Raw genomic sequence first — 24,835 nt, forward strand, 5'->3', positions numbered from 1 at the left:
CGACAAGACGACCACGCTCGCCTTCACCGCCGCCGGCAACAACTTCGAACTGGCCATCGCGGTCGCGGTCGGCGTCTTCGGCGTCACCTCCGGCCAAGCCCTGGCCGGCGTGGTCGGCCCGCTCATCGAAGTCCCCGTCCTGGTCGCCCTGGTCTACGTCAGCCTGGCCGGCCGCCGCCTGTTCACCGCAGAGGAGCCCGCCCGTGGCTGACAAACCGTCCGTCCTGTTCGTCTGCGTCCACAACGCCGGCCGGTCCCAGATGGCCGCCGGCTGGCTGACCCACCTGGCCGGCGACCGGATCGAGGCCCGCTCCGCCGGATCGGCCCCGGCCGATCAGGTCAACCCCGTCGCCATCGAGGCGATGCACGAGGTCGGCATCGACATCACCGCCGCCCAGCCCAAGGTCCTCACCGTCGACGCGGTCGAGGCCAGCGACGTGGTCATCACCATGGGCTGCGGCGACGCCTGCCCGATCTTCCCCGGCAAACGCTACGAGGACTGGAAACTCGACGACCCCGCCGGGCAGGACATCGAGGCCGTCCGCAAGATCCGGGACGACATCCGCGCCCGCATCGAGAAGCTGATCACGCAGCTGTAGCCGCATCAGGCCAGGGCGGCGCGTGGCGTCCGGTCCCGCGCCGCCGGGTGAATGCCGTCAGGTGATGCCTCGGGCGATCTCCCGGACCACCTCACGCCCCGTCGGGGCGACCGCCTCCTGCATCACAAGCAGCAGATCCATCTCAAGGTTCGGGTTGCGCCGCGCCACCTCGGCAGCCAGTTCCTTGAGGTAGCCCCGCGCCGCAACCCGGGCGATCTCCTGCATGAAGACCAGCAGATCCACCTCCAGCTTCGGATGTCGGCGCACCAGGTCAGCCGCCAGCTCGACGATGGTTTGCCGCGCCACCTGGGCCGCGGCCTGTTCCATCTGCATCTGAAGCGTCAGCGACAACCTCGCCGCACTCGCCGCAGCAGGAGCGGCGCCGGCCGGGGAGCGTTGAAGGTCGGCCAGTTGGTCACTCAGCCTGCTCAGCTTGTCCTGCTGAGCCTGGACGGTCTCGCGGAGCTCGGTGACGAGCTCGCGCAGCTCGGCCATCTGCCCCCGCGGTGGCGCGGTGCGTACTCCGCCCTCGTCCAGGAAGGCCCGATGCCAGGCGCGTTCCCAGGCCGCAAGGTCTGGCACCGCAACGCCCAGGTGGGTCACCAGCGCCAGCGTGACGGCCTTGCTGGCCAGGCGCTCGCCCCGCAGCATCTTTCCGCCGGTCTCGCGTGCCACCGGCACCGGGTCATGCTTGGTGCGGCTCGCCACCTGCCGCACCGACAGTCCCGAGCCGGCGAGCAGCAGGCTCAGTGCTTGAGCGAGCTGCTGAAGGGTCCGCACCTGTTCGGGATCGGCCAGTGGCCCGTCCTGCTTGGCTAAGGCGCTGGCCGATGCGACATCTTTCACCAGCGCACGCTCCTCCGTCTCGCCGACGGCGCCGACGCCCGCCCGCCCGGGAATCACAGCGTAGACACCCCGGGCCCCAAATGGCCGCCGATGCGGGGCCGGCCCGCCGGGGCGGCCCCGGACGATCGGCCCTGGCGTCACTTCGGTCTGCGCCTGCCCCTGATCTGGCTGGTCACCCTCGGTTGCCGCGGTGCTGAGGAGCAGTTCCCGTACGCGCCGCGGGCCGCCTGACGGCGTGCTCGCCTTCATGAGAAAGAACGTCATGCAGATTCTCGACCTGCTCACCGGCCTCCTGCGGGTGGCCTCCGCCGCGGCCGGCCTGTACGCCGCCATCACGCTGGCGCGCCGCCAGCTTGCCCGTCGCGTAGCAGGCGAGCCCGCCGAGCCGCCTGTCGGGACGCCGCCGGCGACGGTGCCTTCGCCCGTCCAGCCCTCGCCCGGCCCGCAGCCGACGCCCGGATCGCCGGTGGAGGCGTCCGCCCCGTCGCCGGAGGCCGACGCACGTCCATGACGATCCCGCTCACACCACGGCGCCGTGCACGCCCGTCACCATGCTGAGGCGATCGAGGGCGCCAGGAGCCACACGGTGGCCACCAACAGCTGAGCCGCTGCCACCAGGGTGTCCGGCTGGACGCGGTCGGGCGTTTCGGCGGGGGTCTGGTAGCCGGGCATGCCCATACCGATGCCGATCGCGGCCAGGCCGGCGGCGGCGTAGCGGCGGTTGTCGGAGGCCATCGCGCCCGCCCGCAAGGGCACGCCGGTCAGGCGGGCGGCCTGGTCCAGGGTGGCGAGCAGGGCGTGGGCGGGGCCGCCCGCTTCGACGGCGGCGGCCTGGTGCAGGTGCGCGGCACCGTCGAGGTTGATCACGAGTGTGTCCGGCGGCAGGGTGGGGGCGTGGTGGGCCGAGCCCCACGCGCCCGCCTCTTCGGCGTCCAGGAAGGCCACCGTTAGCTCCAGTGCCCCGGGCGGCGGAGCGGCGGTCAGCACGCAGGCGGCCTCCAGGACCGCGGCCACTCCGGAGGCGTTGTCCGCGGCCGCGGGCAGGCGCCGGTCGGGATCGTCGCCCACGCCGTCGTAGTGCGCGCCTGGCAACACCCGCGGCCCCGCGTTCCCGCCGACGGGCCCGCCGACGGGCCCGTCGCCGTGACCGGCACTACCTTGGTGGCCGTCGGTCTCCTTGCGGGGAAAACGGGCGTAGACGTTGCAACCCCGGGTGGCGACCTGCCGCAACGGCATCGAGCCGGTCACCTGAACCGGGCCACCATGCAGCGCTTCGGCCAGGTGCCCGTGGACCTCAGGACGCACGGCGATGATGGGCACCGCGCGAGCAGGCGGGCCGGCGATCATCTTGGGCATCCAGCCGTCGGTGTCGGTGCCGCGTACGGTCAGCACTCCGGCCGCGCCCTGCGCCTCGGCCAGCTCACACGCTCCCCCCCAGGCGGTGGCGTCGGCCAGCACCCATCGGCCGCGCAGGCTGGTCTCCGAGCCGGTCTCCGAGCCGGATCCGGAGTCGGTCTCGGGGACCGTGGTCAGCAGGGCGGTGCGCGGGTGTGGCAGTTCGGCGGAGGCCAGGTGCTCGACGAAGTCGCGGCGGTGCTCCAGGTGCTGTGTCTGCCCGGCGCCGCGCCATGCGAGCATGGGCGTGGCGTACAGCTCGCGGACGCCGGCGACGTCGAACTCCGACACCTGCACCTGGGCGCCCAGTTCGCCGAGCTGCGCGGCGAGCCAGGTCGCGGCGGCGCGGCCGCCGGATCTGCCCACGCGCCGCCCGGCATAGCGGTCACCGGCCAGCTCGCGCACCGTGGCCTGCATGCGGGTGGCCGACACCGCCTCGGCCAGGGCGGCCAGATCAGGCCCGCCCTGGCCGAGGCCGGATGCTGTGCTGGTCATCCGCAGCACCCGGACGCGCCCTGAACACCGGCCTGGGGAGCGGCCTGAGCGGGGGCCTGGCCGCAGCAACCGCTCTGGGCGGCCTGGGTCGCGGCGGCGGGGCTGCCGCAGCAGGCCGTCCCCGCGGCGGCCTGCCCGGCGGCGTCGGACGGCTCGCCCACGGAGGAAGGGGAGCCGCAGCAGCCTCCGGCCGCGGGCGGGGTGAAGGCCTCGTCCAGGTCGCCGAGGAAGCCGCCGCTGGTCTGATTCGTCATCGTGGTCTCCCTGCCGGGCAGAGTGGATCGCCCACTTAGCATTCATAATTAGATGGATGTCTAAGCAATCGCTACGATCTCATGTTGCTTCGATGCTCGTCAAGATAGATGAAAATCTAATTAAAGACGGCGAGTTCCAGGCGCGACGCGAGGCTCACTGCAGCTGGGCGACGATCTCGGCGACCAGCTGCCGGGCTGTGCGGCCCGCGCCGATGAGGGTGGCCGAGGCAGGTCCGGTCCAGTCGCCGTAGCCGAGGAGGTGCAGGCGGGGTTCGCCGATCGCCTGGGTGCCGCGGGTGGGGATGAGCCCGTCCGGGCCGCGCAGGCCCAGGGGCGCCAGGTGGTTCAGGGCGGGCCGGAAGCCGGTGCACCACAGGATCACGTCGCAGGCCAGGGTGCTGCCGTCGGCCCAGGCGACGCCGCGGGAGGTGATGCGGGTGAACATGGGTTCGGCCTTGAGCAGGCCGCGGTCGCGGGCCTCGCGCACGGGTGGGACGGCGACGATGTCGCCCAGGTCGGCGATGCCCGCCGTAGGCTCGCCCGCTTGTTCGCCCGCCTGTTCGCCCGCCTGGGTGGCGCGGTGGCGGCGGGTGGCCAGGTCGAACAGGGCGCGGCCGTCGATGTCGTCGGGCAGCAGGCGTGGTGGTCGCTGGGTCACCCAGGTGACCTCGGCGAGCGTGGTCAGCTCGGCCAGCAGTTGGGCGGCGGAGTTGCCGCCGCCGACGATGACCACGCGCTTGCCGCGCAACGGCTCGGGGCCGCGGTAGCCGGCGGTGTGCAGGTGCTCCCCGCCGAAGTCGCGCAGGCCCGGATAGTACGGGATGTAGGGGCGCCACCAGGTGCCGGTGGCGCTGATCACGGCCTTGGCCTGCCAGGTGCCGTGGCCGGTCTCCACCAGGAGATGGCCGTCACCGCGCCGCACGGCGTGCACGGTCACCGGGCGCAGGACCGGCAGGTCGTAGCGGCGCTCGTAGTCGGTCAGGTAGGTGACGACCTCGGCGGCGCTCGGGTAGCCGCCGCCGGGTGGGATGGGCATCATGCGGCCGGGCAGCGAGCTGTACTGGGCTGGGGAGAACAGGCGCAGGCTGTTCCAGGCGTACCGCCAGGCGCCGCCGGCGCTGTCCTGGGCGTCGAGGAGGACGAAGTCGGCCTTCGCGCGGCGCAGGTAGTACCCGGCGGCCAGGCCCGCCTGCCCGCCGCCGATCACCAGGACGTCGACGGGCCGGGGGGCGGCCGTCATGCGGGCAGCAACTCCAGCTCTGTGCGTCCCGCCGCAGGCTGGGGGGCGGGCTCGGTGAGCGGGGCGAACAGGGCGCCGAGCTTGTTCACCGCTTCGGGGATGATGCGGTAGTAGACCCAGGTGCCGCGCCGCTCCCCGTCGATCAGCCCGGCCGTGCGCAGCACCTTCAGGTGGTGGGAGATGGTGGGGGCGGTCAGGTCGAAGGCGTCGGTCAGGTCGCACACGCACGCCTCGCCGCCGGCGTGAGAGCCGATCATCGACAGCAGGCGCAGCCGTACCGGGTCGGCGACCGCCTTGAGCATCACGGCGAGCTCGGCAGCGGTGTCCTCGGCCAGCGGTTCGCGGGCGATCGGGGCGCAGCACTGGCCGGTGGGGACGGTCATGACAACCCCTCCTGATTCGAAGTCTGTCGAAATTATAGGCGGTGGTAGGCCACCAGCGCGAACGCGGCGATCGCGCAGGCGGCGGCCACCGCGCCCATCACCCAGCCGTAACCCGCGGCCTGGGCCAGGGCGACGGCGCCGAGCGGGGCCAGCGCCTTGTCGGCGACGGAGAAGACGGCGATGCGGCCGGCCAGCGAGGCGTAGGCGGTGGTGCCGTAGCGGCCGACCAGCAGGTGCGGCAGGGTGATCGAGGCGACGCCGAAGCCGAGCCCGAACAGCAGCACCGCGCCGATCGCGCCGGCGACGCTGCGCCCGATCAGGGGAAGCAGCAGGGCGGCCACGCCTTGCAGGGCGAAGATGGCGGCGGCGATGAGAGCGGCGGGCAGCCGGGTCTGCAGGCCGGTGGTGATCAGCCGCCCGGTCACCGACAGCACGCCCAGCAGCCCGGCCAGCGTGGCGGCCAGCACCGGCGGATGGCCGAGGTGGATCAGGTAGGTGATGAGCAGGACCGCCACGGTGGCGACCGCGCCGCCGCTGGCGGTGAACGCGATCACCAGCAGCCAGAACGGCCGAGCGCGGGTGGCCGTCTTGACGATGGCGGCCCGCTCCTGCGCCGCGGCCGGCGCCTGCTTTCTCGCTGTACGGGCGCGGCGCAGCACGAGGGCGTGCAGCGGGATCGCCGCCAGGCCGTAGATCAGGGCCAGGATCACCAGTGCCGTACGCCAGCCGCACCGGTCCACCAGCAGGCCGGTCAGCGGCAGGAAGATCGAGGAGGCGAACCCGGCCACGATGGTCAGCGCCAGCAGCCCGTTCGCCCGGCCGCGCTCGTTGCCGGCGAACAGGGAGACGATGACCGCGAACGCCGCCTCGTACAGCACCAGGGAACAGGCGACGCCGACGAGCGCGAACACCCCGTACAACTGCGGCAGGCTCTCCACTCGCGACCAGGTCAGCACCGCCACGGTGCCCAGCAGCGACCCGGCGGTCATCAGGACGCGCCCGCCACGAGCGTCCAGCAGGCGACCGACCAACGGCGCGCACAACGCGGCGATCAGAATGGACACGGTGAGCGCCGCGGCGATCTGCGCGGGCGTGGCATGCAGATCGCGGGCCATGGGAGCGAGGAAGACGGAGAAGGCGTAGTAGAGCACGCCGTAGCCGACGGTCTGGGTGACGGCCAGCGCTGCCACGACCGACCATCCGCGGCCGGAACGTGGCGGACCGCCGCCCTCGTGTTCGGGGGTGGCGGTCTCTGCGGGGGAAGTCATGCCGGACAGGCGATCAGCGCCCGCCCCTCGGCCGTGGTCGCCCACCCGCCCCGGAGGGTCTCGACGATGAAGCCCTGGGCCTGCAGCCGCCAGGCGAGCGTTCCCGCCATCTGGGCGATCGCGCGCGTGTAGCCGGGGTTGGTGCTGGGCCTGCGGGCGGCGACCAGGGCCTCAGCCAGCCGGTGGGCGGGCATCGGCTCGTGGTCGCAGATGAGGCGCAATGCCTCCTTCTGAGCGGCAGTCGGGTAGCCGTCGGACATCAGGGGTGTTCCTTTCAGCCGCAGCAGCCGCCGCCGTCGCCGGAGGAGACCGTGGCGAGGGGGAGCGGGGTGGACAGCAGGCCGCCGCTGATGCCGGTGGTCAGGCCGACCCGCTGCTCCTGGGCCTCGGCCAGGCCGGAGGAGCACACGCCGGTCTCGGGCAGGTCGAGCTGCACGTCCCGGGCCGCCTCCCAGTCCCCGGCCAGCGCCGCCACGACCGAGCGGACCTGCTCATACCCGGTGGCCATGAGGAACGTCGGCGCGCGGCCGTAGCTCTTGACCCCGACCGCGTAGTAGCCGGGCTCGGGATGCGCCAGCTCATCCACCCCGTGAGCGGGGACGGTGCCGCAGGAGTGCTGGTTGGGGTCGATCTTCGGGGCCAGGGCGCGGGTGGAGCCGAGCACCGGGTCCAGGTCGAGCCGGAGCTCGGAGGCGATGGAGTGGTCGGGGCGGTAGCCGGTGGCCGACACGATCCGGTCCACCGTGACGCTCTGCTCGTGGCCGGAGGGGTCGCGGCTGACCACCTCGACGCCCTGGTCGGTGGCGGTGACGCGGTGGGTGAAGAAGCCGGTCAGGAGTTGGATGCGGCCGGAGGTGACATGGGCGCGCAGCCGGGTGCCGAGCGCGCCGCGGGCCGGGAGCGCGTCGGCCTCGCCGCCGCCGTAGGTGCGGCCGGCGTCGCCGGCCCGGATCGCCCAGGTGATCGGGGTGTTCTCGAGTTCGGCCAGCGCGAGCAGCGTGGTGGCGGCCGAGTGGCCCGCGCCGACGACCAGGGTGTGCTTACCCTCGTAGCGGTCACGGTCGGCGCCGAGCACGTCCGGCAGGGCGTGGTCGACGACCACCTCGTGCTCGCCGTGGGCGGGCAGGCCGCTCGCGCCGAGCACGTTCGGGCTGGTGTAGGTGCCGGAGGCGTCGATGATCGCGCGGGCGGTCAGTTCTGTGCCGCCGGCCAGGCGGATCAGGAACGGGGTGTCGTCGCGTCCGGTGGTGCGGACCCGGTCGTAGCCGAGGCGGCTGATCGCGCTCACCTTCGCGCCGAGCCGTACCTTGTCGCCGAACAGCTTGGCCAGCGGGGCGAGGTAGTCGTCGATGAGCTCGGCGCCGGTCGGCAGCCAGTCGGGGTCGGGCGCGCTCCAGCCGCCGGCCTCCAGCAGGCGGCGGGCGGCAGCGTCGATGTTGTACCGGTACGGGCTGAACACCCGCACGTGGCCCCACCGGGCCACCGAGGCGGCGACGCGGTCGCCGGCCTCCAGGACCGTGAAGTCGATGCCGCGCTCGGCCAGGTGGGCGGCGGCGGCCAGGCCGACCGGACCGGCGCCGATCACGACGACCGGCAGGTTACCCGGCTGCCCGGAGGCGGCCTGCTGAGGAGCGGCGAACTGCTCGATCTCGACGGCGACGGTGCCGCAGCAACGGTCACTCATGACGGCTCTCCAGATGGGTGGTCAGCGGAAGGACAGGGCGAAGGTGCGGTCGCACACTTCCGAGGTCGCCTCGTTGAAGGTGAAGCCCGAGACGTCACCCGAGATGTCGGCGGGGCGGCGCAGGCGGGTGAGCAGAGCGCGCATCGCGCACCTCCTGAATAGAAGCTCATCTAAACAGCTCAGATTCTGAGCCACTGATTAGAGGATTGTCAAATTAGATGAGAACCTAAGCTGGCCAGTACGTCCGGACGCCAGGCCGGTCAGCCACCGCAGCCGCCGGCGGGCGGGCCGTCGCCCGGCGGGCAGCAGGCGGCCAGGGCGGCCTGCAGGTCGGCCAGCGCCTGCCGCGCCCCGTCGGGGTTGGCGCGGTAGTAGACGGTCTTCCACTCGCGCCGCGAGGTGAGCACCCCGCCCTCGCGCAGCGTCGCCAGGTGGGTGGAGGTGGCCGACTGGGCCAGCGACAGGCGCTCGGCCACCTGGCTCACGGTCAGCTCCACCCCGCCCTCGAACAAGAACAGGATCTGCTGGCGGGTGTCGCTGGCCAGCGCCTTGAGGAAGCCGCGCGCCGCGTCGGTGAGCTGAATGCCACTGCCTGCCGTCTGCATGGCACGACTCTACCGTATTGTCATTTCTGGATATGAGGATATGATCCGGCGGCATGGACACCATCGTCATCGGCGCCGGCCAGTCCGGTCTGGCCGCCGCCCGCGCCCTGCTCGCTAATGGACGCACCCCCGTCATCCTCGAAGCCGGCCCGGCACCCACCGGCTCGTGGAGCAGCTGCTACGACAGCCTCACCCTGTTCTCGCCCGCCCGCTACAGCGCCATGCCCGGCCAGGACTTCCCCGGCGACGGCGACCACTACCCCACCCGCGACGAAGTCGTCGCCTACCTGCAGCGCTACGCCGACGGCCTCAATGCGGAGATCCGCACCGGCATCCGGGTCACCGCGGTGGAAGCCGACGGGACGGGCGGCTTCCTGGTGCACACCGCCACCGGAGAGACGCTGCGCGCCATGGGCGTGATCGCGGCCAGCGGCTCCTTCGGCAACCCGCTCGTCCCCGCCCTGCCCGGCCAGGACGGCTACACCGGCCAGGCCCTGCACGTGGCCGGCTACCGCAACCCAAAGGACTACGCCGGGCAGCGCGTCGTGGTGGTCGGCGGCGGCAACTCCGCCGTCCAGGTCGCCTACGAGTTGGCCGAGGTGGCCGACGTCACGATCGCCTCCCGCCAGCCGCTGCAGCTCATGCCGCAGATCGTCGGCGGCAAGGACGTGCACTACTGGCACACCACCACCGGCTTCGACCAGCTCCCGCCCGCATGGCTGGCCCGCGTCGCCAGCGGCACCCTGGTCATGGACACCGGTGACTACGCCGCCGCTCTCGCCGACGGCCGCCTGCAGCGCCGCCCCATGTTCACCGCCTTCGACGGCGACCACCTCATCTGGGCCGACGGCGAGCGCGAGCGCGTCGACGCGGTGATCTACGCGACCGGCTACCTGCCACACCTGGACTACCTGGCCCCGCTCGGCGCCCTCGACCCGACCGGGCTGCCCCTGCACGCGGGCGGCCTGTCCACCACCCACCTCGGCCTCGGGTACGTCGGACTGGAGTTCCAGCGTTCCTTCGCCTCCAACACCCTGCGCGGCGTGCACCGCGACGCCGAGCACGTGGCGGCGCCGATCGCCGCCTACGCCGGCGGCGTCCTGGCCGCCTACGGCCTGTGACATGGATTCTCCGCTGATCACCCTGCCGCTGGTCGTGCTGCTGCTGGCGACCATGCTGACCGTCGGCACCTCGCTGACGCCTCCCGGCTTGGCGGCACTGCTTCGCCGTCCGTTCGCTCTGACGGCGGCCGTGCTGGTGAATGTGGTGGCGGTACCGGCGATCGCGGTCCTGCTCGTCCGCTTGCTGAGCCTGGACGGCGCGATCGCGTACGGGGTGATCCTGGCCGCCGCCGCGCCCGGCGGCGGCACCGGAGCCCTGCTCACCTACCACGCCCGCGGCGACCTGGCCCTGGGAGTGAGCCTGCAAGGCACGCTTGCCGTCCTGGGCCTGCTCGCCGTGCCCGCCTGGAGCCTGGCCGCACCGTACGCCGGCGCGCCCGTGGGAGGAGGCGCGGGTCTCCAGGTGGTGGCGATGCTGCTGGCCCAGCTCATCCCGCTCGCCGCCGGGATGTGGCTGCGCGCCCGAGCGCCCGGCACCGCCGAGCGGGTACAGAAGGTCAGCAGGCGGGTGGCCGACGTGCTGCTGGTGACCTCGACGCTCTCCATCCTGGCCACCACCGCCGACCGCCTGACCGGCATCCCGGCCTCCGGCTGGGCCGCCTTCGCCCTGCTGACGCTCCTCAGCCTGGCCGCTTATGCGGCTCCCGGCCTCGACAGCCCGGAGGCCCGGCGGGCCGCCGCCATGACCACCATCATCCGCAATCTGTCCCTGGCCCTGCTGGTCGCCGGCCTGTCCGCCGACGCGGCCCTCGTCAGCCTCATCGTGCTGGCCTACGGCCTGGTGATGTACGCCGTGGCCGGCCTGGCCCTGGCGCCGCTCCGCAGAACCGCTCGCCTTGGAAAGGACTTCGCCCGATGAACACCGCTTTGCCGGTGGCCGTCATCGGCGCCGGCCCCGTGGGCCTGGCCGCCGCAGCGCACCTGGCCGAACGCGGCCTGCCCTTCGTCGTCCTGGAATCCGGGCCCGTCGCCGGTTCCTCGGTGCGCGAGTGGGGACACGTACGCATGTTCAGCCCGTGGCGCTACAACACCGACGCCGCCGCGGTGCGCCTGCTGCGCGCCTGCGGCTGGACGGCGCCCGACCCCGAGGCGTTGCCCACCGGACAGCAGCTCGTCGCCGCCTATCTTGAGCCGCTGGCCGGCCATGACGCCATCGCTCCGCACGCCCGCTACGGGGCGCGCGTGGCGGCGATCAGCCGCCTGGACGTCGACCGGCTCCGCACAGCAGGCCGCGAGGACGCGCCGTTCGTCGTCCAGCTGGAGGACGGCAGCGAGATCCGCGCGCGGGCGGTGATCGACGCCTCCGGCACCTGGACGACGCCGAACGTGCTCGGCGCCAACGGGCTGCCCGCCCGCGGCGAGCGCGAGGCGGCCGACTGGATCGACCACGCCCTGCCCGACGTGCTCGGCGCCCACCGTGACCGGTTCGCCGGCCGGCACACGGTCGTGGTCGGCGCCGGCCACTCGGCCGCCACCACGCTCCTCGCGCTCGCCGACCTGGCCGAGCAGGCGCCGGGCACCCGCATCACCTGGGCCATCCGCGCCGACGCGCCGCAGCGCGCCTACGGCGGCGGCGAAGCCGACGCCCTGCCCGCCCGCGGCTCCCTCGGCTCCGGGCTGCGCCTGCTCGTCGACAAGGGCCTCATCGACCTGGCCGCGGGCTTCAAAGTCGGCGCCCTCCGCGTCGTGACCGACGGCACCGTCGAGCTCCGCTCCCGGCAGCCCGCAGGCTCCGACCGCACCCTCAAGGCCGATCGGGTCGTGGCCGCCACCGGCTACCGGCCGGACCACTCCATCGCCGCCGAACTGCGGCTCGACCTCGACCCCATCCTCGGCACCACCCGGCTGCTCGCGCCGCTGATCGACCCCAACGACCACTCCTGCGGCACCGTCCGCCCGCACGGCGTGGACGAGCTGGCCCACCCCGAGCCCGGCTACTACACCATCGGGATGAAGAGCTACGGCCGCGCCCCCACCTTTCTGCTGGCCACCGGGTACGAGCAGGCCCGGTCCGTCATCGCCGCCCTGGCCGGTGACTGGGCAGCGGCGCGGGAGGTCCAGCTCGACCTGCCCGAGACCGGCGTCTGCTCGGTCACCCTGGCCGTGCGCGCCATCACCAACGACCTCGGCCTGCCGCCCGACACCCCCGCCAAGCTCATGGCCGCCACCACCCGCCACCTCGCCCAGCACACCGACCCCGCCGACGCGGTCATGGCCGCAGCCCACGAACTGGGCATCGAACCGGCCGCCGCCCTCAAACTCGCCGCCCTGGCCGGCTGAACCGCCCACGCCCCCACAACGCTCGGCGCTTCCCCATCGAGGCGGATGGCCCCGCACGTCAGCAGGGCCACCCACAGCGCCGCTCGGTACCCGCGCAGCCGCGCAGCACCGGTTGGTACACCGCCGCCCGCAGCCCCGCTTCCACAAAACAACTCCGAACGGGCATCGCCGCCGACGTCAGTCATCCCAGTCGGGGCGATCCGGATCGCGCAGGTCGCGCACGCCCGCAGGACCGAGGTCCGGCAGCGCGAAGGTGTAGGTGCCGATCACGTTGATGTGCCGGCGGCCGAACGGTGACAAGCGGGCGACATCCTCCTCAGCCAGCCCGCCGCCCGCAGACGGACCAGGGCCTGATCGATGTAGAAGGTGTTTCACAGCGTGACGCAGTTGAGCACCAGCCCGAGCGCGCCGAGCTGGTTCTCATGCCCTTGTAGTAGCGGTGGTAGACCTCGCCCTTGCGGCCGTGGAGAATCTTCCCGGCCAGGGCGTGGCGGGATTCTTGCAGGTTGCGGATGCCCTTGATGTCGCGCCGATACGGTTCCTCCACCGCGTAGGTGAGGATGTGCAGCGTCTTGAAAATGCGGCCGTAGGCGGCGATCGCGTCCCCGAGCGGGGTGAGGTTGCCGTCGCGCTGCAGCATCCTCATCACGTCGTAGGCGCGGATCCGGCCGGTGTAGATCGACACCACCACCCGCAGGATGTCGTCCCAGTGCCGTTTGACCGTGGCCAGGTCGATCTTGCGCGGGCGAAGCGTGCCAGCGGCCCGTAGTCGGCGTCCTGGATGCGCCAGCCCTTCTGGTCTGGCAGGTCGGCCAGCGCCGGCCGGTACTGCATGCCCAGCAGATGCACGAGTCCGAAGACCACGTCGCTGTAGGATCCGGTGTCGGTCACGATGATGTCCGGTCGTTGCCCGGCGTCGCGCCGGAACAGCAGGTCGATCATGTGCAGCGAGTCCCGGACGGTGCCGGTGACCACCTTCGCGCCCAGCCCCGCGCCCTGGTCGTTGATCATATTGAGCCAGGTCAGGCCCCTCTTGCCGCCGAAAAATATCCGGTTGGGCCGGGTGTAGATGGACGGCACCGGGACGACGAACCGCATGCCGTCGATCGCGGCGACCAGGCCGCCGCCGAGCTGCCGGGCGAAGCCGAGACATTTCGGGTCGCTGGGGGACTGGTTACATGGTGAGCAAAGTCAGCCGAGGGTTTCCTCAACGAGGTCGAGATAAGCGTGTCCGGCGGCGACGCTGTCGGACAGGCCGAGCGTCGCGAATCCGCCGAGTAGCTGACGCAGCGTGGCGAGGTGACCCTTCCCGGTGGCATCGGGCGCATAGGGACCGCCGATGAACTCAATCATCCGAGCCGTTTCCGGAGAACGGCGGGCGATCCGCTTGCCCGCGATCGGCACGAGCGCCAGCCGCAACGCTCGGTGATCGGTGAGGCCCTTGGGCGTCGCCTGCTCGTGTTCGCCGGCGTTGAGATGCTCGGAGAAAGTGGCCGCGAGCCGACCGAAGCCTCGCCGGTCGAAGATGACGGTGCTGTCCGCAAGCCAGCTCGCCTGAGAGACCGGGTAGATGTACCAGTCGACCCAAAGCGGAAGCTCGTCAACGAGGTACTGCCCGCTAACCGCCCTGGTGCCACGAGGGCCGTTGTGTCGGGCATCGAAGGCCACCGCCAGCTTCCCAGGACCGGAGGGAAGACGCTCCGGGACCGCAAAATCGTCGAGCCACGCGTCGTCCACGACGACCAGCAAGTCGATATCGCTCCAGTCATCGCCCCGGCCGGCGCCGAGAGAGCCGACCAAGCCGGCACCGGCTACAACCGGGTCGCCGTCGAGGCGGGCAGTTATGGCGCTGAGCCAGCGGGACCGGATGTCGGCGAGACGGGGAGCTGCTGGTGGCCCAGGACCCTCGGCGCTCATCAGAACGGATCATAGCCCGGCGGAAGCGAACCCACCCTGAGGCGTGGTACCGGATTCCGCAGCGCTTGGCGGACCTCGCCATCCTCTGAAGCGTCTCCAGCCTGTCGATGCACCGTCCCCATGCGATCAGTGCCTCAACAGGATGGAGACGGCACGCCAGATGCCTCGTATCAGTGACACTGCCTCAACCTCAACGAGACAGGACAAGGACGACGAGAACCTGCGCGGATCGTAGCAGGAAGTTCACGTGAAGCTACTTTCGGGAATTCTGCCTTCTCGCAAGTAGCTCCGAGGCTTCGACACGCAACAGATCTAGTTTTCTGATTTTCATTTTCTGGAAAATCGAAAATGGTATGCTGGTTGGGTGACTGCGGAGACCGGTGTCGTAACGCCTTGTAAGCACTGTGGATCGCCGATCGAGCAGCGGCGGGGGAGAGGGCGGCCGAAGGCGTACTGTCCGGAGAAGGACTGTCAGGCGGCGGCCAAGCGGGAGCGGGAGTTGCGGCGGGCGACCCCCGGGCTTGAGGGGGCGCTGGCCAGGGCCGAGCAGCTGTACGACCGGATGGAGAGCGGGCTGGCGGCGGCCATCGAGCCGCTGGCCAAGGCGCTGGCCGAGGAGCTCAGCCCCGCCGGGGTCGAGGCCAAGCTGAGTGCGGTGCAGGCCGAGGCGCATACCCGGGTGGCGATCGCGCGTACCGAGCGGGAGCAGGCGTTCGAGCAGGTACGCCTGGCACGTGAGGCGGCCGAGCACGCCCGCCGGCAGACGGCGGAGATGCGGCAGCGGCTGGAGGAGGCCGAGAGCGAGCGGGAGACCGCGCTGGGTGACGCCGAGCGGGCTCGGGAGCAGGCGCTGGCGGCGTTGCGGGAGGCGGCCAGCACCGAACGGCAGGCGCTGCAGACGGCCGAGGAGGCCAAGCGGCGGGCTGAGCTGGCCGAGCGGCGCGCCGCGGAGGCGGTCCGTGAGGCGGAGCTGAACGCGCTGGCCAGGGACCAGGCCGTCCAAGAGCTCGCTGAACGCGTCGAGCTGGCCAACCGCCAGATCGCCGAGGTGCAGGCCGAGGCCGCCGAGGCCGTGGAGCGCGCCCGAGCCGAGGTCGAGCAGGCCGAGGGACGGGCGCAGGTGGAGATCGCGCAAGCCCAGGAGGCGGCCCGGATCGAGGTCGCGCAGGCCCAGGAGGCGGCTCGGGCCGAGGTCGAGCGAGCGCGTGAGGAGACTCAGGCCGAGGTTCTGCGGGCGCGGCAGGAGGCGGACGCGCAGGTCGCAGAGGCTGAGGAACGGGCGCAGACGCAGGTCGCCCGGGCGCGGGAAGAGGCGGACGCGCGGGTCGCGCGGGTGAAGGACGAGGCGCGAGCGGAAATCGTACGTGCGAGGGAGGATGTGGCGTCGGCGCGTGAGGAGCGGGATCGGGCGCGGGACGAGGCGGCGGCGGCCGTACGGGAGCGGGAGCAGGCCGAGCGGGAGGCCGCCGGCGCCAAGGCGCGGGAGGAGGTGGCGGTGCAGGAGCGTGAACGGGCCGTCGAGCGCGCCGTCACCGCGGAACGTACGGCTGCCGAGGCCGAACGGGACCGGGCGGTGGCACTGAAGGACGCCGCCCGAACCACAGCCGAAGCCGAGCAGCTGGCCGAGCGGCTGGCGGCGTTGGAGGAGGAAGGCACCGCCGCGCTGACGCGCGAGCGCAAGCTGACGTCGCGGGAGCGGTCGCGCGCGGACGCGGCGGTCAAGGAGCGCGACCGGGCGCAGGCGGAGCTGCGGCTGGAGCGGGTACGGTTGGAGGATCTGCGGGCGGAGCTGGAGACGGTACGGGGCGAGGCCGCGCAACTGCGGGAACGAGCGGTGGCGGCGGAACTGCGGTCATCATAGGCGGGTGCCCGGGGTCGGGCAGGACCGCGGGTCCGCTGCGGAGCTGCAGGTGATCTTCGAACGCGGACACCTGGAAATCGCCGGCTCAGCAAGGGACCGCCCCGCCGGGAATGCCGGCGCACGTGTGTACGGTTGACTTCAAGGCGGACGCCGGAGCCGCGTCCGGTGCTTGTACTCCTCGTTGCCGAGCCGGCAAGGATGGCCACTGTGGACGACTATCTCGACGCCGCGCTGGCGGCCCTGGGCCGGGACTTCGGCGGATGCGCCGCCATCGCGGCCTGACTCTGGCGGACCTGGCCACTGATGCCGACTGTTTCCGAGAGCACCCTGTCGCGCCTGGAGAGCGGCGGGCGGCACCCAGGCGGACAAGCTGATCATTTTCAGGGCGACCGGCCCTGCCGAGCCCGCCCGCAGCGCCGCGAAGGCTACGAGTGGCGGCAGGCTACCGTTCGTGCTCGGCGGCCAGGAGTCAACCCTCGCCAGTCTGGTGACGCGCATGTCCCGCACTGGCTCGGCAACGCCGGGCCCACGCCGGTCGAACTGCTCATCCTGTTCGGGGCCCAGGGGAGCGCGCCCGGCCGCGCCCGAAAGGCGCCTGAGGATGGCCATGCCGGCGCCGGCGAAGGACGCCCTGTCGCTCACCAGACGGGCCACATGAACGCGGTCGCCGCAGATGGTTCGCGGCAGCGCGAGACCGCGACCGAGGTGCGGACCACGTACGCCGGCACGCAGCACAGCAAGGAGAACTCATGCCGAGTAACACACCCGTGATAGCGGTCGGTGACGCGGAACTGAACGAGCTCCGCGCTCGGTTGACGTCCACGCGATGGCCCCGGCCCTGGCCGGTGAACGGCTGGGAGGCCGGTACCGATGCCGTGGAGCTCCGCCGCCTCGTCGCCTACTGGGCCTCCGGCTACGACTGGCGAGCCCACGAGGCCGCCATCAACGCCCTCCCGTCACATTTCGCGGACCTCGACGGAACACCGGTGCACTATCTCCGCTTCGACGGCGAGCACCCGGAGGCGTTGCCGATCATCATCACGCACGGCTGGCCCAGCTCCTTCCTCGAACTCGTCCGCCTCGCCGAGCGGCTGGCCGCCCCCTCCCGGTACGGCGGGGCGGCCGAGGACGCCTTCACCGTGATCGTCCCCTCACTGCCCGGGTTCGCCTTCTCGCCCCAACGGCCCGCACTCACCGGCGAGGAGCAGACGCACGACCTCTGGCACCGGCTGATGCGCGACGAACTCGGCTTCGAGCGGTATGCGGCACACGGCGGGGACCTGGGCGCCGGCGTCACCTCACGGCTCGCCGAGGCCCACCCCGAGGCGCTGGCCGGCATCCACCTGCTGGCCGTGGCATCGCCTGCCGGCTACGACCCGGACGGCCTCGCCCCGCAGGAGCAGGACCACCTCGCTTCCGTGGCGGCCTGGCAGGCGGAGGAAGGCGGCTACCAGCACCAGCAGAGCACCCGCCCCTTCACCCTGGCCCCTGGCCTTGCCGACTCGCCCGCCGGGCTGCTCGCCTGGATCGTCGAGAAGTACCGTGCCTGGTCCGACTGCGGAGGCGACCTGTCCTCGCGCTTCAGCGACGACTTCATCCTCACGCAGACGTCCCTCTACTGGTTCACCGGCACGATCTCCACCTCGTTCAGGCCTTACTACGAGTACGCCCGCGGCCTGACCAGGCGCGTGGAGCGGGTGAGCGTGCCCACAGCGGTCGCCCTGTTCCCCGCCGACCTGAGCCGGCCCCCGCGGAGCTGGGCCGAGCGCACCTACAACATCACGCGCTACACGCACATGCCCCGCGGTGGACACTTCGCCGCCCACGAAGAACCCGACCTGCTGGCCCAAGACATCATCGAGTTCTTCCGCGCCCACCGTCCTGCCGCACCGTCAGCACCTCGATCCGATGCCTGAGCCCCGACAGCGGTCGATGGGCATGGCGACCAGGTACGAGGGCGGTTCGGTAGCCGTTGAGCCGGTCCTGGTCCGTCTCCACGCGAGTCTCGCCTCCGAGAAGGTCGCGTCACAACACGGTCGGACCCATACCGCGGCCCGCGGTTACCGCGTTGCGGCGGCCAGTGCTGCGCGAATGATGTCCTCGCCGGCCGGCCGGCCCTTCTCGTCCGAGGACGGCCCGTATGGGGTCCCCCACACCGGCGTGTCCGTCGCCTGCCGCCAGCTGTCGGCCAGTGGTCCCGCGTCCACGACGCTGTACCCGATGGATTCGATGAATGCGGTCACCGCCGCCTTCGCCGGCGCGGAGTCCCCGGCGATCGGCAGGTAGGAGCGGTCCGCGGCCCCCGCCTGGCGGGCGAGTGACAGCAGGTGCTTGAAGAAGATGTTGTTGAACGCTTTCACGACCATGGCGTCCGGCATGTAGCGAAGCAGCAGTTCGCTCGAGGTGAGCGACTCGCTGTCGAGCTCGGGGATGTGCCCGTCACGTTCGGGGCCGTAGTTGCACGTGTCGATCACCGTCTTCCCGGCCAGTGGCGCGGCGGTCAAGGTGGGGAACGCCTTGACCGGCACCGTGACCACGACGATGTCACCGGCCGCCGCGGCCTCCCCGCGCGTCGCCGCGGACGCCCGCGGCCCCAGTTTCGCGGCCGTGTCCGCGAGCGTTTCTGGACCGCGCGAGTTGCTGAGCACGACCTGGTGCCCGGCCTCGATGGCGAGCCGCGCGATGGTACTGCCGATGTATCCGCTTCCGATGAATCCCACAGTCGTCATGTTCTCGGTGTCCCTCCAGAAGGGCCTTGTCCCTGTCATTTGCCGGACCCGGTGCGACTGAGGGTCCCTGCCGTCAGCCGGCCGGGAAATAATGGCCGTTGTCCAAGTCGGCGAGCAGGTTGTGCTGGGCGGGTTCCCAGCCGAGAGTCCGGCTGGTGATGAGGTTGGACGCCGGGTAGCTCTGCGTGACTATGTTCGCGAGGAACCCGAAGTATCCCGGAAGCATCAGCTCGTCCATGGGTACGCTCACGGCGGGCAGGCCCAGGCGGCTGCCGATGGCCTCGGCGATCTCGCGGAACGGGATGCCCCCATCCTCGACCGCGTGCCAGTATCTGCCGGCCGGCCCCTTCTCCAGCGCCAAGCGGAACAAGGAGGCGGCATCGCGGACGTGCACGGCGTTCCACAGGTTCGCGCCATCTCCGGGGTAGCCGACGAAACCCTTCTCCTTCGCTAGCGCGATCAGCGTGGGGAGGAAGCCGGCACGATCGGTCGTGCTGTGCATGATGTTGGCGATCCGCACGACCGAAGACCGCACGCCCTGCTCGGCGAGGCCGATTACGGTGGTTTCCACGACGTTACGAGCCCGCAGTGTGCCCTTGTGCTCATCGCCACCGGGAAGGGCCGGGTCCTCCTCGGTGGCCGCCCGACCCAGGAATCCCTGCCCGGGCGAGCCGATACTCCCCGCCGCGACCAGCGGCTTTCCGGTTCCTGCCAGTGCCTCGCCGTACGCGAACATGACCGGTAGCTCCGCGGCGGCCACGGCGTCGATCCCGCCGGACGGAAGCAGGTCTTGCCTGTGTGCGACGTGGATGACGCCGTCGGAGTCCGCGGCCGCCTCCTTGAGCCCGTCGAGATCCTGGAGGTCGCCGCGGCGCGCCTTCGCGCCGAGCGCGGACAATGCCGCCGCGGCCGTGTCTGATCGGGCCAGGCCGGTGACCGCGTGCCCGGCGGCGATGAGCTCGGGGACGATGTACGAACCGGAATGGCCGGTCCCGCCAGTGACGAGAACGCGCATGCTACTGCTCCTGGTGATTGATGTGGCGCGAGAAGTGGTGGTGCGGGCGCGCTCAGGCAGAAAGGCTGACGCCGAGGGTGAAGTCGAAGCTCCCCGCGCCATAGCGGCCCAGGCCGATCATCACCAGGCCCGTTCCCTCCAGCCAGCGCGCCATCCCCAGGGGGCCGGTGTCCATCGGCCGCAGCCCGAGGCTCTTGATGAACGCCGACACAGTCGCCTTGGCCGCAGCGTCGTCGCCCGCGATGAGCACGTCCAGCGGGTTGCCCTGGGCCAGCATGTGGCCGAAGACGGTGTTGAACGCCTTCACGACGTGCGCGCCGGCGGGGGCGACCTTGGCGATCTCCTGCGCGCCGGAACTGCCGTCGGGGGTGACGAGGCCCTGGGAATCGGGGGAGACGGGGTTGGTGACGTCGATGATGACTTTGCCGGCCAGTGCATCCCCGTACTGCGTGACGACCGGTACGGCGCTGGCGTATGGCACGGCCAGAATGACGATGTCGCCGGTCGGGACGGCGCCGAGTGTCGCGATCGTAGCGCCGCCGCCGAGCGTCGCGGCCAGGTTCTCCGCCTTGACCGGGTCGCGGCCGATGATCTCGACGGCGTGGCTCCCGGCGACGGCGCGTGTGGCCAGGGCGCCGGCCATGTTCCCCAGGCCGATGATGCTGACGCTGCTCATGGGTGTGCCTGCTTTCTGGAGCTGGACAGGACGCCGCCTGCCCGCCCCGGACGTGGTCAGCGGGTTGTGGTGTTGGCGCCCTCACATTTGGTTAACGTGTGAACCAGACCGTATGTCGCATTTGGTTACCATGTCAACCAAACGGTAGAGTGACGTGCATGACCGAGCCGCGGTGGTTGGACGAGCGAGAACAGCAGGCCTGGCGTAGCTTGCTGAAGATGCAGGACGGGCTGTCGGAGTTCCTCGAGCGGCAACTGCGCAACCGGTTCGGGCTGTCCACCGCTGACTACAAGGTCCTGGCCCATCTCTCTGAGACGCCCGAAGGCCGGCTGAGGTCATTCGAGCTCGGCCGGTTGTTGCTCTGGGAGAAGAGCCGCCTGTCGCAGCACTTGGGCCGGATGCAGAATCGCGGCCTGGTATCCCGCGAGCGGTGCCTCGCCGACCAACGAGGGGCGGTCGTCGCCATCACGCCCCGGGGCAACGACCTGATCAAAGCCGCCGCGCCGCAGCACGTGGCCAACGTCCGCGACGTGCTCATCGACCATCTCACTGCGGCAGAGCTGGCGATGCTCGTCACCATCGGCGACAAAGTAGCCGAACGGCTCTCAGCGCTGGAACACCAGCACTGAGAGCGTGAGCATCCTGTCGAGCTCCGGCTTGACCTTGGCGCGGGTAGAGATCTTCTCGGCGAAGATCCTCGTGATCCCGGCTGCCTTGAGCGCGTCGGTCTGGGCGTCGAACGACTGACGCATGCGGCGCCGGCAGTTGCCGGGCCGCACCACGTCGGCGGGCCTTCGGGGGTCGCCGGTCTCCCGGGCGGCCACGGCCGCGGCCTTCAGCGGGAGGACGGCGAGTTCCGTGATAGCCGGCAGGTGCCGGCCTGCTGGTGCCGCGTACCGGTCGCGTGCGGCCGCGCGTGCAGCCCGGCCGCGGAGTGCCGCGTCAACGTGCCGCTTCCTCCAGTCTCCGGTCATCGCCGGCCGTGGCGGGGATGGCGTTGTCGATGAGGACGGCGGCGATGGCGGCGGCGGCGGGGAAGGCGTTGGCGTTGAGCACCCGGGTACGGGCCGCGGCGCCGTCGATGAGTAGCGCGAGCTGCTCGCCGAGCTGCTCAGGGTCGGCGGCGCCGGCTTCGCGGGCGGCGTCGGCGAGCCGCGCGGCGACGGCTTTCTTGTAGTCGCGTGCGTACTGCGATGCGGGGTGCTGGGGGTCGTTGAGTTCGACGGCGGCGGCGATGTACGGGCACAGGGGAGTGGTGGGGGGGATGTCGAAGGCGGCGAGGAGCCGTTCGCGGGGCGTGAGGTCGGTGCGGTCGAACACGCCGGACAGAACGGAGGGGTCGAACCGGCGCAGGTACTCGGCGACGAGTTCGTCCTTGCCGGTGAAGTGCTGGTAGGCCGTGCGCTTGGACACCTGAGCCGCCGCGCAGAGCTGGTCCATGCCGGTGCGGTTGATGCCCTGCTCGCGGAACAGCTGCTGGGACACGCTGAGGATGCGCTCGCGGGCGCCCCGGCCACGGCGGCGGCCTTTGGGGCCCTTCTCCAACTCCGTCATGGGCCCACCATACCTCAAACGGGTAACGACCGGTGTACATAGTTGCGCCCCGGCCGCCCGCCCCGTACCGTAAGCACACAGATCGGTGTACATAACGCCGTCACCACAAGTGCGCACAGCACCACCGACCCAAGGGAGAGACCATGGGAAAGCTTGATGGCAAGGTCGCGGTCATCACCGGCGGCACCACCGGCATGGCGCTGGCCGGCGCGAAGCTGTTCGTCGACGAGGGAGCGCACGTCTTCATCACCGGCCGCCGCCAGGACGCCCTGGACGAGGCCGTGAAGCAGATCGGCCGCAACGTCACCGGCGTCCAGGGCGACGCCGCCGACCTGGACGACCTGGACCGCCTGTACGACACCGTCAAGCGCGAGAAGGGCAGCCTCGACGTGCTGTGGGCCAGTGCCGGCGGCGGCGAGCCCGCCCCGCTCGGCGAGATCACCGAGGCCCAGTTCGACACCTGGTTCGGGCTGAACGCCCGCGGCACCCTGTTCACCGTCCAGAAGGCCCTGCCGCTCTTCAACGACGGCGGCTCCATCCTCATGACCGGCTCCAACGCCTCCCTCGGCGCCTTCCCCGGCTGGAGCGTCTACGCCGGCAGCAAGGCCGTCCAGCAGGCCTGGGCCCGTGTCTGGCTCAACGAGCTCAAGGACCGCCGCATCCGCGTCAACGTCCTGACCCCCGGCCAGGTCGCCACCGCCAAGCAGGAGGAACTCTTCGACGAGGCCACCAAGCGCCAGTTCGAGTCCCTCATCCCCCGCGGCCTGATGGGCCGCCCCGACGAAATCGCCACCGCCGCCCTCTTCCTAGCCTCCGACGACTCCAGCTACGTCAACGGCATGGAACTCGTCGCCGACGGCGGCACCACCGCCATCTGAAGCGACCACCACACCGACAGGTCAGGACATCTCATGAGCAACATCAGCATCATCGGCACCGGCAACATGGCCCGCACCATCGGAGCACGGGCGGTAGCGGGCGGCAATACCGTCGAGGTCATGGGCCGCGATCAATCGAAGGCCGCTGACCTGGCCAAGGCTCTCGGCGGCGACGCCACGACAGGAGCTTGGGGCACCACCCCTGCCGGCGGCATCGTCATCGTGGCCCTGTTGTACGCCGGTGTCGTGCCGGTCGTCGCCCAGTACGGAGACGCTCTCGCGGGCAAGGTCATCGTCGACATCAGCAATCCCTTCAATGCCACGTTCGACGGGCTAGCCCACCGCGAGGAGACCTCGATCGCGCAGGAAGTCGCCAAGGCGGCCCCGGCCGGCGCCAGCGTGGTGAAGGCGTTCAACACCATCTTCCGTCATGTCCTGGAGAAGGGTCGGCCCGACGTCTTCATCGCCGGCGATGATGCGCAGGCCAAGGCACGTGTGGAGGCGTTCATCACGAGCCTGGGGCTGCGCCCGCTGGACGTCGGTGGCCTGAACATGGCGCACTGGCTGGAAGGAGCGGGCGTGGTCACGGTGGGCCTCGCCAACCACGGGGTGGGGAACGTGGACTTCGCCCTCAGCATCACCGAACTTCCCGTCTGAGCAAACAGTTGACGAATCACCGAGCGGACTCGTCAATGAAGCCTGGTTTCACACTTCCCATCAGCGGCGCCGCCGGCCTGAGCGCGTTCTGCCGCGATCGAAGACCTTGGCTATGACACGCTGTGGGTCGGCGATCGCCTGGTCCAGCCGGTCGAAATGCACAGCATTCATCCGGGCGAAGAGCAGCCGTACCCGCCGCAGTTGAATCGCTGGCCGACAAACTCAAGCGCCTCGCCGAGTCCGGTACGGACGAGGCGTGATGGCGACCACCGCCCCCCGTTGGCCGGCGAGGCACAGCTCGCGGGACTGCCGGCCCGGGGGCGTCCGTTGGACGTGCTCATCGCCGGAGATGGCCCGCAACGGCGCGGGGACCTTCGACGTCGCCCTCGGCGTCAACCTCCCCGGCTGAGCGCACCCCTGTTCGTAGCCCGCGGCGCTCCGGCCGCGGATTCTCACGAAGGAGTCATCGTGCATCTGTTATGGCAGCTCTTGGCGGTCGTGGCGGTCTGGATCCTCGGCAATCTGGGCATCGCGGCGGTGAAGGACAACCCCTGGCCGGCGCTCGTCGCCGGCCTGCTGACGGCCGTCGTCGCGGTCCTGGTCTACGGCTGGGTGGTGCGGCGCACCGAGCACCGGGCCCCTGTCGAGGTGTCGCTGAAGGGAGCAGGCGCGGGGATCAGCTGGGGCACGCTGCTCGGCATCGCGCTGTTCGGGGCGGTCATCGCGAACATCGCCTTCTTGGGTGACTACACGATCAACGGCCTGGGCACGCCGGCGCGGGCCGTCGGCCTGCTCGGCATCATGGCGGGTGCCGCTGTGACTGAGGAACTGGTCTTCCGCGGTGTCCTGTTCCGGACCGTCGAGCACTGGACCGGAACCTGGATCGCGCTCGTGCTGACCGGCTCGCTGTTCGGCCTGATCCACCTGCTCAACGCGAACGCCACTCTGTGGGGCGCCATCGCTATCGCCATCGAGGCAGGCGGGATGCTGACCGCCGCGTACATCGCCACCCGCAAGCTGTGGGTGCCGATCGGTCTGCACCTCGGCTGGAACATTGCCGCGAGCGCCATCTTCAGCACCAAGGTGTCCGGCAGCAACACCCCGCAGGGTCTGCTGGACGCCACGATGTCGGGTCCCGCGCTGGTCACGGGCGGGGACTTCGGACCGGAGGGCAGTGTGTACGCCGTGGTGTTCGGCGTGGTGGCCACCGTGGTGTTCATGTGGCTGGCACACCGGCGTGGTCACGTGGTCCCGCTCCGTCGCTCGACCCAGCCGCCGCCCGCCGCCTGTACGACCTGACCAGCCACCTGCTGAAGTTCTAGGGCGTGTTTCAGAAGTGGTGGGCTCATAGCCAGGCGTCGATCACGGCGAGGTGAAC

The 24,835-nt window shown here is 71.1% G+C and carries 29 protein-coding genes and 1 pseudogene; 12 read left to right on the plus strand and 18 right to left on the minus strand.

The genetic code is table 11. The features are described 5' to 3' along the window. The coding region (locus ACFFR3_RS44995) for an arsenic resistance protein (RefSeq protein ID WP_379485108.1) at nt 1-211 on the plus strand (211 nt) is incomplete at its 5' end. Then, a complete protein-coding gene (locus ACFFR3_RS45000; protein WP_345406679.1) occupies nt 204-599 on the plus strand; it encodes an arsenate reductase ArsC in 396 nt (131 codons plus the stop codon). The genes ACFFR3_RS44995 and ACFFR3_RS45000, both read left to right, overlap by 8 nt. Before the next feature lie 57 nt (nt 600-656). On the opposite strand, the gene ACFFR3_RS45005 is transcribed toward ACFFR3_RS45000, so the two are convergent. Then, entirely contained in the window at nt 657-1,709 is a 1,053-nt protein-coding gene (locus ACFFR3_RS45005) for a hypothetical protein (RefSeq protein WP_379485151.1), read from the minus strand. Here ACFFR3_RS45005 and ACFFR3_RS45010 point away from each other — a divergent pair. Then, nucleotides 1,693-1,956 carry a hypothetical protein gene (locus tag ACFFR3_RS45010; protein ID WP_345406688.1) on the plus strand — a complete coding sequence of 88 codons (264 nt, stop codon included), beginning with the start codon at nt 1,693-1,695 and terminating at the stop codon, nt 1,954-1,956. The two genes, ACFFR3_RS45005 and ACFFR3_RS45010, sit on opposite strands and share 17 nt — an antisense overlap. Nucleotides 1,957-1,991: 35 nt before the next feature. Here ACFFR3_RS45010 and ACFFR3_RS45015 read toward each other — a convergent pair whose 3' ends face one another. From ACFFR3_RS45015 to ACFFR3_RS45055, 9 genes are all read right to left on the minus strand, one after another. Beyond that, nucleotides 1,992-3,335: a M28 family metallopeptidase gene (locus ACFFR3_RS45015; protein WP_379485152.1), complete on the minus strand. Its 1,344-nt coding sequence runs from the start codon at nt 3,333-3,335 to the stop codon at nt 1,992-1,994. Next, on the minus strand, nt 3,332-3,589 hold the full coding sequence (locus ACFFR3_RS45020) for a hypothetical protein (RefSeq protein WP_345406700.1): 258 nt from the start codon (nt 3,587-3,589) through the stop codon (nt 3,332-3,334). The genes ACFFR3_RS45015 and ACFFR3_RS45020 overlap by 4 nt, the downstream gene beginning before the upstream one ends. 154 nt (nt 3,590-3,743) lie before the next feature. Then, a complete protein-coding gene (locus ACFFR3_RS45025) occupies nt 3,744-4,829 on the minus strand; it encodes an ArsO family NAD(P)H-dependent flavin-containing monooxygenase (protein ID WP_379485153.1) in 1,086 nt (361 codons plus the stop codon). Beyond that, nucleotides 4,826-5,212, minus strand: coding sequence for a metalloregulator ArsR/SmtB family transcription factor (locus tag ACFFR3_RS45030; protein ID WP_364385579.1), 387 nt, complete (start codon nt 5,210-5,212; stop codon nt 4,826-4,828). The genes ACFFR3_RS45025 and ACFFR3_RS45030 overlap by 4 nt, the downstream gene beginning before the upstream one ends. Nucleotides 5,213-5,244: 32 nt before the next feature. Continuing rightward, nucleotides 5,245-6,480 carry an MFS transporter gene (locus tag ACFFR3_RS45035; RefSeq protein WP_345406706.1) on the minus strand — a complete coding sequence of 412 codons (1,236 nt, stop codon included), beginning with the start codon at nt 6,478-6,480 and terminating at the stop codon, nt 5,245-5,247. Further along, nucleotides 6,477-6,740: a hypothetical protein gene (locus tag ACFFR3_RS45040; RefSeq protein ID WP_345406709.1), complete on the minus strand. Its 264-nt coding sequence runs from the start codon at nt 6,738-6,740 to the stop codon at nt 6,477-6,479. Before ACFFR3_RS45040 ends, ACFFR3_RS45035 begins: the two co-directional genes overlap by 4 nt. A 14-nt stretch (nt 6,741-6,754) precedes the next feature. Next, the gene (locus ACFFR3_RS45045; RefSeq protein WP_345406712.1) at nt 6,755-8,164 is read right to left on the minus strand and encodes an FAD-dependent oxidoreductase; all 1,410 of its coding nucleotides are present in this window, start codon (nt 8,162-8,164) and stop codon (nt 6,755-6,757) included. 21 nt (nt 8,165-8,185) lie between these two features. Then, complete coding sequence (locus ACFFR3_RS45050; RefSeq protein WP_345406714.1) at nt 8,186-8,308, minus strand: hypothetical protein; 123 nt, start codon at nt 8,306-8,308, stop codon at nt 8,186-8,188. A gap of 116 nt (nt 8,309-8,424) precedes the next feature. Continuing rightward, nucleotides 8,425-8,769, minus strand: coding sequence for an ArsR/SmtB family transcription factor (locus ACFFR3_RS45055; protein ID WP_345406716.1), 345 nt, complete (start codon nt 8,767-8,769; stop codon nt 8,425-8,427). Between the two features lie 53 nt (nt 8,770-8,822). On the opposite strand from ACFFR3_RS45055, the gene ACFFR3_RS45060 reads away from it, so the two are divergent. The 3 genes from ACFFR3_RS45060 to ACFFR3_RS45070 are packed head-to-tail and all read left to right on the plus strand — an operon-like array spanning nt 8,823 to nt 12,170. Then, a complete protein-coding gene (locus tag ACFFR3_RS45060) occupies nt 8,823-9,890 on the plus strand; it encodes a flavin-containing monooxygenase (RefSeq protein WP_345406718.1) in 1,068 nt (355 codons plus the stop codon). Between the two features lies 1 nt (nt 9,891). Further along, nucleotides 9,892-10,749, plus strand: a complete 858-nt coding sequence (locus tag ACFFR3_RS45065; protein ID WP_345406720.1) for a bile acid:sodium symporter family protein — start codon at nt 9,892-9,894, stop codon at nt 10,747-10,749. Then, nucleotides 10,746-12,170 carry an FAD-dependent oxidoreductase gene (locus tag ACFFR3_RS45070; RefSeq protein WP_345406722.1) on the plus strand — a complete coding sequence of 475 codons (1,425 nt, stop codon included), beginning with the start codon at nt 10,746-10,748 and terminating at the stop codon, nt 12,168-12,170. Before ACFFR3_RS45065 ends, ACFFR3_RS45070 begins: the two co-directional genes overlap by 4 nt. A 177-nt stretch (nt 12,171-12,347) precedes the next feature. Here ACFFR3_RS45070 and ACFFR3_RS45075 read toward each other — a convergent pair whose 3' ends face one another. The 3 genes and pseudogenes from ACFFR3_RS45075 to ACFFR3_RS45085 form a co-directional block, all read right to left on the minus strand. Beyond that, complete coding sequence (locus ACFFR3_RS45075) at nt 12,348-12,470, minus strand: hypothetical protein (protein WP_345406724.1); 123 nt, start codon at nt 12,468-12,470, stop codon at nt 12,348-12,350. Nucleotides 12,471-12,486: 16 nt separating this feature from the next. Continuing rightward, nucleotides 12,487-13,268: pseudogene (locus ACFFR3_RS45080) on the minus strand (Tn3 family transposase). Nucleotides 13,269-13,361: 93 nt separating this feature from the next. Then, on the minus strand, nt 13,362-14,087 hold the full coding sequence (locus ACFFR3_RS45085) for a nucleotidyltransferase domain-containing protein (protein WP_345406728.1): 726 nt from the start codon (nt 14,085-14,087) through the stop codon (nt 13,362-13,364). 364 nt (nt 14,088-14,451) lie between these two features. Between ACFFR3_RS45085 and ACFFR3_RS45090 the strand changes: the two genes are divergently transcribed. Both ACFFR3_RS45090 and ACFFR3_RS45095 read left to right on the plus strand, forming a co-directional pair. Next, nucleotides 14,452-15,948, plus strand: a complete 1,497-nt coding sequence (locus ACFFR3_RS45090; protein WP_379485154.1) for a coiled-coil domain-containing protein — start codon at nt 14,452-14,454, stop codon at nt 15,946-15,948. 749 nt (nt 15,949-16,697) lie between these two features. Next, entirely contained in the window at nt 16,698-17,864 is a 1,167-nt protein-coding gene (locus ACFFR3_RS45095; RefSeq protein ID WP_379485155.1) for an epoxide hydrolase family protein, read from the plus strand. 144 nt (nt 17,865-18,008) lie between these two features. Here ACFFR3_RS45095 and ACFFR3_RS45100 read toward each other — a convergent pair whose 3' ends face one another. The 3 genes from ACFFR3_RS45100 to ACFFR3_RS45110 form a co-directional block, all read right to left on the minus strand. After that, complete coding sequence (locus ACFFR3_RS45100) at nt 18,009-18,677, minus strand: NADPH-dependent F420 reductase (protein ID WP_379485156.1); 669 nt, start codon at nt 18,675-18,677, stop codon at nt 18,009-18,011. 73 nt (nt 18,678-18,750) lie between these two features. Beyond that, on the minus strand, nt 18,751-19,692 hold the full coding sequence (locus tag ACFFR3_RS45105) for an SDR family oxidoreductase (RefSeq protein ID WP_379485157.1): 942 nt from the start codon (nt 19,690-19,692) through the stop codon (nt 18,751-18,753). A gap of 52 nt (nt 19,693-19,744) precedes the next feature. After that, nucleotides 19,745-20,368, minus strand: coding sequence for an NADPH-dependent F420 reductase (locus ACFFR3_RS45110; protein WP_379485158.1), 624 nt, complete (start codon nt 20,366-20,368; stop codon nt 19,745-19,747). Between the two features lie 158 nt (nt 20,369-20,526). Between ACFFR3_RS45110 and ACFFR3_RS45115 the strand changes: the two genes are divergently transcribed. After that, complete coding sequence (locus ACFFR3_RS45115; protein WP_345406743.1) at nt 20,527-20,997, plus strand: MarR family winged helix-turn-helix transcriptional regulator; 471 nt, start codon at nt 20,527-20,529, stop codon at nt 20,995-20,997. On the opposite strand, the gene ACFFR3_RS45120 is transcribed toward ACFFR3_RS45115, so the two are convergent. Together ACFFR3_RS45120 and ACFFR3_RS45125 are read right to left on the minus strand one after the other, a co-directional pair. Then, the gene (locus tag ACFFR3_RS45120; RefSeq protein ID WP_379485159.1) at nt 20,974-21,192 is read right to left on the minus strand and encodes a recombinase family protein; all 219 of its coding nucleotides are present in this window, start codon (nt 21,190-21,192) and stop codon (nt 20,974-20,976) included. The two genes, ACFFR3_RS45115 and ACFFR3_RS45120, sit on opposite strands and share 24 nt — an antisense overlap. Nucleotides 21,193-21,310: 118 nt before the next feature. After that, nucleotides 21,311-21,922 carry a TetR/AcrR family transcriptional regulator gene (locus ACFFR3_RS45125; protein WP_379485160.1) on the minus strand — a complete coding sequence of 204 codons (612 nt, stop codon included), beginning with the start codon at nt 21,920-21,922 and terminating at the stop codon, nt 21,311-21,313. A 143-nt stretch (nt 21,923-22,065) separates the two neighbouring features. On the opposite strand from ACFFR3_RS45125, the gene ACFFR3_RS45130 reads away from it, so the two are divergent. From ACFFR3_RS45130 to ACFFR3_RS45140, 3 genes are all read left to right on the plus strand, one after another. After that, nucleotides 22,066-22,800, plus strand: coding sequence for an SDR family NAD(P)-dependent oxidoreductase (locus ACFFR3_RS45130; RefSeq protein ID WP_379485161.1), 735 nt, complete (start codon nt 22,066-22,068; stop codon nt 22,798-22,800). A 33-nt stretch (nt 22,801-22,833) separates the two neighbouring features. Beyond that, on the plus strand, nt 22,834-23,457 hold the full coding sequence (locus ACFFR3_RS45135; RefSeq protein ID WP_345406752.1) for an NADPH-dependent F420 reductase: 624 nt from the start codon (nt 22,834-22,836) through the stop codon (nt 23,455-23,457). Between the two features lie 468 nt (nt 23,458-23,925). Continuing rightward, nucleotides 23,926-24,756, plus strand: a complete 831-nt coding sequence (locus ACFFR3_RS45140; protein ID WP_345406755.1) for a CPBP family intramembrane glutamic endopeptidase — start codon at nt 23,926-23,928, stop codon at nt 24,754-24,756. Nucleotides 24,757-24,835: the final 79 nt, after the last annotated feature.

Source organism: Nonomuraea salmonea (assembly GCF_042428605.1).
GTDB classification, from domain to species: domain Bacteria; phylum Actinomycetota; class Actinomycetes; order Streptosporangiales; family Streptosporangiaceae; genus Nonomuraea; species Nonomuraea salmonea.